This window comes from Variovorax sp. 20P10.2.4 (assembly GCF_058244205.1).
In genome coordinates this window covers 1-10,441 of the sequence record NZ_JBZAYE010000229.1, presented here as the reverse complement: position 1 = coordinate 10,441, position 10,441 = coordinate 1, and the positions used below count along the sequence as shown (strand labels likewise).

Genomic DNA, 10,441 nt, shown 5'->3' with positions numbered 1-10,441 from the left:
AGCGCGAACGACGCGCACGATCGGAAGAGGAGTCGCATCGGTGCGGCAAAGACGGGGCGCCTTGTGAGAACCGCGCATGCTCGCACCGGCCGGTGACGGTTTTGTTACTGGCGTGACGACGCGGGCAGGTCGAGTTCGATCCAGGCCGGCGCGTGGTCGCTCGCGCCCGGGCGGCCGCGCACGTCGCGGTCCACGCCGGCCTCGCGCAGCAGCGGCGCGAGTTCGGCATTCAGCAGCAGGTGGTCGATGCGCAGGCCGGCGTCGCGCGGGAAGCGGTTGCGCCAGTAGGTCCAGAAGGTGAAGGGCGCGCGCTCGGGATGGCGCGCGCGGATCGCGTCGGTCCAACCCTGCTTCAGCAGGCGTGCATAGGCGGCGCGGCTCTCGGGCTGCAGCAGCGCGTCGTCGCGCCACGAGGCGGGGTTGTAGATGTCGGCATCGGTGGGCACGACGTTGTAGTCGCCCGCGAGCACCACGGGCAGGCCGCTCGCGTACAGCTTCTTCGCATGCTTGCCGAAGGCTTCGAACCAGCGCAGCTTGTAGTCGAACTTCGGCCCGGGCTGCGGATTGCCGTTGGGAAGGTAGAGGCAGCCGACCAGCACGCCGTCGACCACGGCCTCGAGGTAGCGGCTCTGCGGGTCGTCCTCCATGCCCGGCAGGCCGCGCCCGGTTTCGATCGGCTCGCGCCCGCGCGCGAGGATGGCCACGCCGTTCCAGGCGGGCTGGCCGTGCGCGACCACGCCGTAGCCCGCGCGCTGGATCGCGGCGAGCGGCAGCTTGGCATCGGGCGACTTGAGTTCCTGCAGGCAGGCCACGTCGGGCTTCGACTCGGCGAGCCATTCGAGCAGCCGGTCGAGCCGGCTGTGGATGCCGTTGACGTTGAAGGTGGCGATCTTCATGCAGCCATCTTCCGGCGCGTGCCGGCGCTTCGCGCGTCGGACAACGCGTCCTCCTGCCCGCAGAAATCACCCGGCCATGACGTCCCGCAGGTAGATGCCTTGCGACAGCGCGCCCTTGACCTGGCGCGTGCCCTCGTCGACCAGCACTTCCTCCTGGCCGGCCTCGATGGCCGCGTACGACTGGCGCACCACGTCCTCGGGCGAGGCCTTCGGCACCTCGAGCGCGCGCACCATGTCGGTATCGATCGGGCCGGCATGGAAGCCCACCACCTGCGTGCCCTGCGCGCGCAGCTCGTGGCGCAGGCCGTTGGTCAGCGCCCAGGCCGCGGCCTTGCTCACGCCGTAGGCGCCGATCATCGGCGTGTTGGCCCAACTGAAGAGCGACAGCAGGTTGAGCATCGCGCCGCCGCCGTTGCGGCCCAGCACGCCCGCGAAGGCGCGGCTCATGTGCAGCATGCCGAACAGGTTGGTCTCGAGCTGCTCGCGCAGCACGGCCACGGGGTCGGCCTCGGCATCACCGCCGACGAAGCCGCCGAGCCGGCCGATGCCCGCGTTGTTGATCAGCAGCGTCACGTCGCGGCAATCGGCCGCGGCCTGGGCGACCTGCGCGGGATCGCGCACGTCGAGCCGGATCGGCAGCACGCCCAGCAGCGGGATCTGCGAGGGCTCGCGCGCGGCGGCATAGACCTTGGCGGCGCCGAGCGCCAGGGCCTGGCGGGCGAATTCGAGGCCGAGGCCACGGTTGGCGCCCGTCACGAATACGACGGAACCTTGGATCTTCATGGTGTTTCCTTGTGCGCCGCAGCGCGGGGTGAGTCAAACGGTGGCCAGGGCGATCTGGTGCAGGAACAGGGTGCGGCGATGGCGAAAGCCGAGCCGCTCGTAGAGCGCGATGGCATTCGCGTTGTCGCTGAGCACGTGCAGGAAGGCGGTCTCGCCGCGCGCCTCGATGCGCGCGCGCAGCAGGTTCACGAGGCCGGCGGCGAGGCCGCGTCCGCGCCAGGGGTCGTCGACGCAGACCGCGCTGATCTCGGCGTGGCCGTTGAAGCGCATGCGCTCGCCGGCCATGGCCACGAGCAGGCCCTGGTCGCGGACGCCGAGGTAGTCGCCCATCTCGAGCGTGCGCGGGCCGAAGGGGCCGGGCCGGGTGCGGGCGACGAGGGCCAGGGCATCGGGCACGTCGGAGGCGTTCAACGGCGTGGCCTGCAGCTGCGCCGCGCGGCCCGTGCCGGGCTGCAGCGCGACCATCTGGTGGACCTGGCCCAGCAGCCTGGCCTGCAGGCCATCGATGCCGGCGACGGGCGCGAGCGTGGGCACCATGACGCGATCGTCCGGGCCCAGCAGCGCACGCAGGGCCTCGAAGGCGGCCGGGCTTTCCTCGACCAGTCCCGCGAACGGCGCGACCTCGGGGTGGTAGCGGCGGGCCAGGGCGTTGCCGTGGCCCAGGTGGGCCTGGAGGCCGGCCAGCGCGGTCCAGGCCGAACGGTCCAGGGGGGAGTCGATGGGCGATGTCATGGTCCCTAGCGTAGGCGGGTCCTCCCCAGGGCGCCATGGTCGTAAATGACAATATTGGTATCATTCACGCCATGATGAAGATCGCGATCCTGGCGCTCGATGGCGTGTTCGACACCGGCCTCAGCGTGTTCCTCGACCTGTTCTCCGCGGCCAACGAGGTGGCGGCCGAGCAGGGCGCGGCGCGGCCGCCCTTCGAGCTGCGCGTGGTCGGCGTGCGCCAGCGCATCCGCACCGCGCATGGCCTGACCATGGTGGTGGACCCCGCGGACGAGATGCGCCAGCCCGACTGGGTGCTGGTGCCCGCGCTCAACACCAAGCAGCCCGCGCGGCTGGTCGAGGCGCTGGGCCGGCGCGACGTGCGCGATGCCATGGCCATGCTGCGCAGCTGGCATGCGCAGGGCAGCGGCGTGGGCGGCGCCTGCATCGCGAGCTTCCTGCTGGCCGAGACCGGCCTGCTCGACGGCCAGGAGGCCACCACCATGTGGCCGCTGGCGCCGCTGTTCCGCGAACGCTATCCGCAGGTGCGGCTCGACGAGTCGCGCATGGTGGTGGCCTCGGGCCGCGTGGTCACGGCCGGCGCGGCGATGGGGCATCTCGATCTCGCGCTGTGGCTGATGCGCCAGGCGAGCCCCGAGACCGCCGCGCTGGTCTCGCGCCTGATGCTGGTCGACAAGCGGCCCTCGCAGGCGCAATACATCATTCCCGACCACCTCGCGCATGCCGACCCGCTGATCGAGCGCTTCGAGCGCTGGGCCCGCGAACGCCTCGCGCGGGGTTTCTCGCTGCACGATGCGGCGGACGCGCTCGCGGTCAGCCCGCGCACCTTGCAGCGGCGCATGGAGGCCGTGCTCGGCAAGTCGCCGCTGGCCTTCTTCCAGGACCTGCGCGTCGAGCATGCGCAGCACCTGGTCTCGATCGGCCAGGGCCTCGAGGAGATCGCGAGCGAGGTCGGCTATGCCGATGCCGCGACCGTGCGCAGCCTGCTGCGGCGCAAGCTGGGGCGCGGGGTGCGGGAGCTGCGTTCGGCGCTGGCTTAGAGCGCGGTCGTCGATGCGCGGACCGGGGTTCGCGCATGCCGATGTCGCGATGGAGACTCGGTCCGCAATGCATCCGAATTGGCGCGCCAATGCCAGGAGGCATTGCCATTTCTATTTGCGTTGCTCAACGCATTGGCGAAATAGCTGTGTCCCGCTCGACACGTCCGACGTCCCCGCGGACATTCGGCGCTCTGCATCACCGCAATTCGACGCATGAGCGGGTGCACGCAGTACGTCTTTTATTCGTAATGAGATAAGTTCTCATTCGAATTGATCGCGTCGTCAGACGGCAACAAGTTCTGCAAACCAAAGGTAAAGATGCCGTAAATCGATAGTGCGAGTCATTATCATTTGCGGATACTTTGTTACGCCGATGTCACCTCCAGTGCACAGCCGCGTGACCGCGGGCGCCGCGCGCCGGCAGCGCTTTCACCTCGACAAATCACTCACAACATGACCTACATCAGAAGCCGCAAGCACTCGACTTCGCGCTATCTCAACGCGCACGCCGCCACCAGGACCGCCGCCACCCTGGTCGCGCTCGGATCGGTCGGCGCGGCGCATGCGCAGGGCGCGCTGAAGGAGGTGCAGGTCGATGCGGCGCCCGACTACAAGGTGGAGCAGTCCTCGTCCTCGAAGCAGACGGCACCGCTGCTCGACACGCCCAAGTCCGTCACCGTCATCCCGCAGGAAGTGATGACGCAGATCAACGCGACGACGCTGACCGAGGCGCTGCGCACCACGCCCGGCATCACCTTCGGCGCCGGGGAGGGCGGCAACCCGGTCGGCGACCGGCCATTCCTGCGCGGCTACGACAGCCAGGCCAGCACCTTCGTCGACGGCCTGCGCGACATCGCGCCGAGCACGCGCGAGGTCTTCAACCTCGAGTCGGTGGAAGTGGTCAAGGGACCGGACTCGACCTCGGGCGGACGCGGCGGCGCCGGCGGCACGATCAACCTCTACACCAAGGCACCGAAGCAGGAGAACTTCTTCCTCGGCTCGGTGGGACTGGGCAGCGACAAATACCACCGCGAGACGATCGACTGGAACCGAAGCTTCGGCGAGAACGGCGCCTTCCGCCTGAACCTGATGGACTTCGGCGCCGACGTCGCGGGCCGCAACGGCCCGAGCAACAAGCGCTTCGGCATCGCGCCCTCGATCAGCTGGGGCCTGGGCACGCCCACGCGCGTGACGCTGTCGCTGTTCCACATGCGCACCGACGACGTGCCCGACGGCGGCATCCCCTACTACCTGCCCGCGAGCTTCCCGCGCTTCGGCGTGGTCGAGCTCCAGCCGACCTACGGCTTCGACCGCAAGAACTGGTACGGCGTCGAGGGCCGAGACTTCCGCAAGGACAAGTCCGACTCGGTCACCTTGCAGGTCGAACACGACATCTCGCCCGAGATGAAGCTGCGCAACATCACGCGCTTCACCAAGAGCAGCATGGACTACATCTGGACCCAGCCCGACGACAGCCAGGGCAACGTGGCGCGCGGCCTGGTGTGGCGCCGCTTCAACGGCAGCATGCGCGACATCGACACCTTCGCGAACGCCACCGAGCTCAGCGGCAAGCTGCAGACCGGCAGCGTCAAGCACAGCTACGTCACGGGCCTGGAGCTGTCGCGCGAACGCGCCGACAACGACAGCTACACCCAGGTCAACCGCGCCTACACGGCGCAGCAGAAGTGCCCGGGCGGCGCCGGCGTGGGCTCGAGCTTCGTCTGCACGAGCCTGTACTACCCCACGTCCAGCGATCCGTGGCTGGGCACCTTCGTGCCCAACGGCAACCCGACCAGCTACCGCACCGACACCGCGTCGCTCTACGGCTTCGACAGCATCGAGCTGTCGCCGCAGTGGATCGTCAACGCGGGCCTGCGCCTGGACAGCTACAAGACGCAGCAGACCAACCCCTATCCCAGCACCACCGCCACGGGCGGCATGGCGCTGCCGGTGCTCACCAGCGGCATCCGCACGAAGTTCGAGCGCAACGACACGCTGCTGAACTACCAGCTCGGCGTGGTCTACAAGCCCGCCACCAACGGCAGCATCTATGCATCGATCGGAACCTCCTCCACGCCGGGCGGCAACAGCCTGGGCCAGGGCTCGGAGAGCCAGGCCCTCAGCGGCACCGTGGGCGGCGTGGCCAACACCGCGATCGACCTGAAGCCGGAGAAGAACCGCAGCATCGAGCTCGGCACCAAGTGGGACCTGCTGGAGCGCAAGCTGTCGCTGACCGGCGCGATCTTCCAGATCGAGACCACCAACGCGCGCATCACCAACCCGACCGACGGCACCGTGTCGCTGGCCGGGGACAAGCAGGTGCGCGGCTTCGAGCTCGGCTTCTCGGGCAACATCACGCACCAGCTCTCGGTCTTCGGCGGCTACACCCTGCTCGACAGCAAGGGCAAGAACCTCGGCCAGAGCAGCACCACCGACGCCAACGGCCGCACGGTCTACGTGCCCAACGCCGGCACGGGCCAGCCCTTCCCGAACACGCCGAAGCACAGCGCGAGCATCTGGGCGACCTACAAGCCCACCTCCGACTGGACCTTCGGCCTGGGCGCCTTCTACCAGAGCGAGGTCTACGGCGGCTTCGCCTGGGCGGCCGGCACGGGCGGCGCCACGCTGATCAAGCGCAGCGTTCCGGGCTACACCCGCATCGACGCGATGGCCGGCTACCGCGTGAACAAGAGCTTCAACCTGCAGCTCAACGTCCAGAACCTGACCGACCGCATCTACTACAACACGGCCTACTCGACGCACTACGCGAACATCGCTCCGGGCCGTTCGGTGACGCTGACGGGCAACTTCTCGTTCTGATCGCCGAAACGCTTGATGCGACGACGAGCGTGAGCAGCGAAGGCGCATCCCCCGCGTTCGTGTTCCCCAACGCGAGCGCGCTCAACACCCTGACGCGCGCGCAATGGGACGCGCTGCTCGCCGGCCCGCCTGAGCGCGCCGCGACCTGGCTGTCGGCGGCCGCCCATGCGGGGCATGCCGAAGCGCAGGCGGTGCTCGGGCAATGGCTGCTCGACGGCCGGGGCGTGGCGCGCAACGAGGCCTCGGCCTTCGCCTGGTTCCAGCGCGCGGCCGAGCAGCGCCATCCGATGGCGGCCAACATGCTCGGACGCTGCTTCGAGCATGGCTGGGGCACCGCGCCCGATCCGCAACGCGCGGCGAGCGCGTACCGCGCGAGCGCCGAGCTCGGCCTCGACTGGGGCATGTACAACCTCGCCAACCTGCTGGCGACGGGGCGCGGCGTCGCGCTGGACCACGCCGCGGCCTTCGACTGGTACCGGCGCGCGGCGGCGCTCGGCCATGCGCGTTCGATGAACATGCTCGGCCGCTACCACGAGGACGGCCTCGTCGTGCCACGGGACCGGGACCAGGCCCGCGCGCTCTATCGGGCGTCGGCCGAGGCCGGCGACTTTCGCGGTCGTTTCAGCCACGCGAGCATGCTGGCCGAGCAGGGCGAGATCGACGCGGCGGTGCGCTGGTTCGAACGCATTCCGGAAACCGCGCCGAAGCACTACCTGGCCGAGGTCGTCCAGCGGCTGCGGGCCTCGCCGCTGGCGGCGCTCAGGGAGGTCGCGGACCGCCTGGAGGCCCAGGCGGCGGCGCGCGCCTGAAGACGGCCTCGCGATCCGCTACCTGCGCAGCCCGCGCAGCACGAACCAGAACACCACCGCGAGCGGGATCGCCAACGCGAGGTCGGCGGCCCACTTGAGCGCCGCATCGCTCGTGACGCAGGCCACGCCGAGCCCCAGGCAGATGCACAGCGCGAGCAGCTTCGGCATGCGCCAGGTCGACGGGCTGCCTTCGGTGGCCGCCTCGGGCTCGCCGCGCGGACGTGGTTGCGGCGCCTCCGCGACGCGCCGCCGCCGCACGACCCACAGGTACAGGCCGCTGACCAGCACCGCGATCGCGAGCAGGTCCAGCACCAGCCACATCCATTTCATCGGCAGCCCGCCGTAGTCGCCGAAGTGCAGCGGCTGCGAGACGAACAGCGCCTTCACGTACCAGGGCATCTCGCGGATGTCGCTCAGCGCCCCGGTGGCCGCGTCGACCAGCGCGGGCTTGAGGATGCGCATCGACAGCGGCGTGGCGCCGCGCAGGTAGACGCCGAAGTGATGCGGGGTGGCGAAGTTCGTGCCCGGCAGGAACACCGACTGCACCTCCATGCCCGGCGCCGCGGCGCGCGCGGTGGCGACGGCGGCATCGATCGAGCCGATCCGCCCGGGCGGCGGCAGGCCGCGGTAAGGGCCCGTCATCTGCGGCAGCACCTCGGCGCGCCAGTGCGCGGCGATCGGGTCGTGCAGCGTGTTGATCGCGCCCGTGGTGCCCACCACCAGCAGCCAGGCCGCGATGCCGATGCCGACCAGGTTGTGCAGGTCGAGCCAGCGCGCGCGCCGGCCGGCACGCACGGTGCCGAAGCGCAGCTTGCGCATGAAGGGTCCGTAGACCACCACGCCCGAGACCACCGACGCCACCAGCAGCAAGCCCATGGCGCCGAGCAGCAGCGCGCCCGGCAAGCCCGCGAGCAGGTTCTTGTGCAGCTCGAGCACGGTGTCCATGAAACCGCCGGTGCGCGGCGGCGGCAACTGCAGCAAGGTGCCGTCGCGCAGGTCGAAGGTATGGCGGCGCAGTTGCGCGAACGGCGCCTGCGGATCGGGGCCGGTGGCGATCACGACCGTGGGCGGCTCGGTGGAACCCGGCGCGGGGCGCGAGAAGCCGAGCGACACCGCCACGCTGCCGGGATGGTCCGCGAGCGCGCGCGCCACCAGCGCATCGAGCATGGGCGCGACGGCGTCGGCGGCCGGCTGCTGGCGCGCGGGCGGCGGGTCGAGCCAGTCCTCGATCTCGTCGTGGAAGATCAGCGGCAGGCCGGTGACGCAGGTCAGCAGCAGCAGGGCGGTCGCGATCAGGCTGGTCCAGCGGTGCACCGCGGACCACAGCCGAAGCCGGGCCTGGCTCACCATTGGTAGCTCAGCGAGGCGATCACCGTGCGGCGGTTGCCCAGGGTGCAGCCCGAGGTGGTGTTGCAGGTGGAGATGTAGTAGCGGTCGGCGAGGTTCGAGGCCGTGAGGCTCAGGCGCGCGCCGCGTAGTGAAGGACTGGCGCGGCCCAGGTCGTAGCGCAGGCCGATGTCGACCAGCGTGTAGGCCGGCATGCGGTAGAGGTTGCTGGCGTCGAAGGTGGCGCCGATGCGGCGCACGCCGGCCGACAGGCCCAGGCCCGCGAGGGCGCCGCGCTGCAGTTCGTAATCGAGCCACAGCGAGCCCTGGTGGTCGGGCGTGCCGTAGAGCCGCGCACCCACTTCCGAGGGCGTGTTGCTGCGCGTGATGCGGTGGTGCAGCCAGGCGTAGGCGGCCGTGAGGTTCAGGCCCGCCATCAGCTCGGTCTTGGCCTCGAGCTCGAGGCCGCGCACGCGCACCTCGCCGGTCTGCACGTTGAAGCCGGTGTTCGCGAGGTCGGGCGTGACACGGTTCTGCTCGGTGAGCTCGAAGGCCGAGGCCGTGAACAGGCCGATGCCGCTGGCCGGCTGGTACTTGAGGCCGGCCTCGACCTGCTTGCCCGTGGTGGGCTTGAAGGGAACGCCGCCGAAGCTGCTGCCCGACACCGGCTGGAACGAGGTCGCGTAGCTCACATAGGGCGCGGCGCCGTTGTCGAACAGGTAGCCCAGGCCGATGCGGCCGGTGGTCTTGCTGTCGCTCTGCTGCGTGGCGGTGCTGGCGCGCCGGTTCACGGTGCGGGTCTTGGCATCGTCGTGCCGCAGGCCCAGCGTGGCGATCCAGCCGCCCAGGCGCATCTGGTCCTGGAAGTACAGGCCGGTCTGCTCGAGCCGCGAGGTGGTGTTGCTGAGGTTGAAGCCGGGGTCGACGATCGGCTGCCCGTAGACCGGCGCATAGACGTCGAGGCTGGGCGCGGCGCGACGGCCGAAATCGAAGTCGCCGATCTCGCGGCGGTGGTCGATGCCGATCAAGGCATCGTGGCGCACGGAGCGGGTGTCGAAGCGCAGCGCGAGCTGGTTGTCGATGCTGAAGGTGCTGGCATTGGCCGCGGTGTTGGCGGCGGTGCGACGCAGCGTGCGCTGGTCGGGCAGCAGGCCGCCGGTCTGCAGGATGGTGATGGCGCGGCCCTCGAACTCGGTGCGCGCGGCGCGCATGTTCTGGCGGAAGCTCACGGTGTCGCTGAAGCGGTGCTCGAAGCTGTAGCCGAGCCAGCTCTGGTCGCGGCTGAGGCGGTCGAAGTCCGGCTCGCCCGCATAGCGCTCGAACGGCAGGCGGCCGTTGATGTTGGGCCGCAGCGTGCCCTGGATCGGCAGGTAGTTGAACAGCGTGTGGGCGTTGCGCTCGGTCTGGTGGTAGGCCTGCAGCGTGAAGCTGGTGCGCGCGTCGGGCTGCCAGGTGATGGAGGGCGCGATCAGCCGGCGGTCGTTGTCGACGAAGTCGACCTGCGTGCCCGCCTCGCGCGCCAGCGCCACCAGCCGGTAGCGCAGCGTGCCCTCGGCGTTGAGCGGGCCGCTGAGGTCGGCCGCGACCTGCTTGCGCCCGAAGCTGCCGGCCTGCAGCTCGATCTCGCGCTGCGGCGTTTCTGTCGGGCGCTTGCTCACCATGTTCACGATGCCGCCGGGGCCGCTCTGGCCATAGAGGCCCGACGACGGCCCCTTGAGCACCTCGACGCGCTCGAGCACGTAGGGATCGACCACCGCGCTCGCGAAGCCGCTGCCGGCGGCACCGTAGGGCAGCTGCACGCCATCGAGGTAGAGGTCGGGGCGGAAGCCGCGCACCTGGGTGTAGATGTCGAACTGCGAGGTGGCGCCGAAGGTCTCCGACAGCACGCCGGCCGTGTAGCGCAGGGTCTGGCCGAGGTTCTGCGCGCCCTGGGCGTCGATCTCGCGCGCGGTCACGACGTTGACGGTCTGCGGCACCTCGAGCAGCGGCGTGTCGGACTTGGTCGCGGTGGCGCTGCGCGTGGCGGCGAAGCGCACGG

At 70.2% G+C, this 10,441-nt stretch carries 8 protein-coding genes; 3 read left to right on the top strand and 5 right to left on the bottom strand.

The features are described 5' to 3' along the window. Positions 1 to 104: 104 nt before the first annotated feature. The 3 genes from AC27VN_RS20880 to AC27VN_RS20870 form a co-directional block, all read right to left on the bottom strand. Positions 105 to 896 carry an exodeoxyribonuclease III gene (locus AC27VN_RS20880; protein ID WP_490877741.1) on the bottom strand — a complete coding sequence of 264 codons (792 nt, stop codon included), beginning with the start codon at positions 894 to 896 and terminating at the stop codon, positions 105 to 107. Positions 897 to 962: 66 nt separating this feature from the next. After that, positions 963 to 1,679, bottom strand: a complete 717-nt coding sequence (locus AC27VN_RS20875) for an SDR family oxidoreductase (RefSeq protein ID WP_490877740.1) — start codon at positions 1,677 to 1,679, stop codon at positions 963 to 965. Between the two features lie 33 nt (positions 1,680 to 1,712). After that, a complete protein-coding gene (locus AC27VN_RS20870) occupies positions 1,713 to 2,411 on the bottom strand; it encodes a GNAT family N-acetyltransferase (protein WP_490877739.1) in 699 nt (232 codons plus the stop codon). Between the two features lie 74 nt (positions 2,412 to 2,485). On the opposite strand from AC27VN_RS20870, the gene AC27VN_RS20865 reads away from it, so the two are divergent. The 3 genes from AC27VN_RS20865 to AC27VN_RS20855 all read left to right on the top strand — a co-directional run bounded on the left by AC27VN_RS20865 (position 2,486) and on the right by AC27VN_RS20855 (position 7,077). Continuing rightward, the gene (locus AC27VN_RS20865) at positions 2,486 to 3,448 is read left to right on the top strand and encodes a GlxA family transcriptional regulator (RefSeq protein ID WP_490877742.1); all 963 of its coding nucleotides are present in this window, start codon (positions 2,486 to 2,488) and stop codon (positions 3,446 to 3,448) included. A 453-nt stretch (positions 3,449 to 3,901) separates the two neighbouring features. Next, the gene (locus AC27VN_RS20860) at positions 3,902 to 6,268 is read left to right on the top strand and encodes a TonB-dependent receptor (RefSeq protein ID WP_490877738.1); all 2,367 of its coding nucleotides are present in this window, start codon (positions 3,902 to 3,904) and stop codon (positions 6,266 to 6,268) included. 29 nt (positions 6,269 to 6,297) lie between these two features. Beyond that, positions 6,298 to 7,077 carry a tetratricopeptide repeat protein gene (locus tag AC27VN_RS20855; RefSeq protein WP_490877737.1) on the top strand — a complete coding sequence of 260 codons (780 nt, stop codon included), beginning with the start codon at positions 6,298 to 6,300 and terminating at the stop codon, positions 7,075 to 7,077. A gap of 18 nt (positions 7,078 to 7,095) precedes the next feature. On the opposite strand, the gene AC27VN_RS20850 is transcribed toward AC27VN_RS20855, so the two are convergent. Together AC27VN_RS20850 and AC27VN_RS20845 are read right to left on the bottom strand one after the other, a co-directional pair. Beyond that, positions 7,096 to 8,424 carry a PepSY-associated TM helix domain-containing protein gene (locus AC27VN_RS20850; protein WP_490877736.1) on the bottom strand — a complete coding sequence of 443 codons (1,329 nt, stop codon included), beginning with the start codon at positions 8,422 to 8,424 and terminating at the stop codon, positions 7,096 to 7,098. Beyond that, positions 8,421 to 10,441, bottom strand: a 2,021-nt coding sequence (locus tag AC27VN_RS20845) for a TonB-dependent siderophore receptor (protein WP_490877735.1), incomplete at its 5' end; no start/stop codon positions are given. The genes AC27VN_RS20845 and AC27VN_RS20850, both read right to left, overlap by 4 nt.

Excerpts from the sequence above, each read along its gene's own strand:
- AC27VN_RS20880 (WP_490877741.1), bottom strand. The coding sequence starts at position 896 with ATGAAGATCGCCACCTTCAACGTCAACGGCATCCACAGCCGGCTCGAC.
- AC27VN_RS20875 (WP_490877740.1), bottom strand. The coding sequence starts at position 1,679 with ATGAAGATCCAAGGTTCCGTCGTATTCGTGACGGGCGCCAACCGTGGC.
- AC27VN_RS20870 (WP_490877739.1), bottom strand. The coding sequence starts at position 2,411 with ATGACATCGCCCATCGACTCCCCCCTGGACCGTTCGGCCTGGACCGCG.
- AC27VN_RS20865 (WP_490877742.1), top strand. The coding sequence starts at position 2,486 with ATGAAGATCGCGATCCTGGCGCTCGATGGCGTGTTCGACACCGGCCTC.
- AC27VN_RS20860 (WP_490877738.1), top strand. The coding sequence starts at position 3,902 with ATGACCTACATCAGAAGCCGCAAGCACTCGACTTCGCGCTATCTCAAC.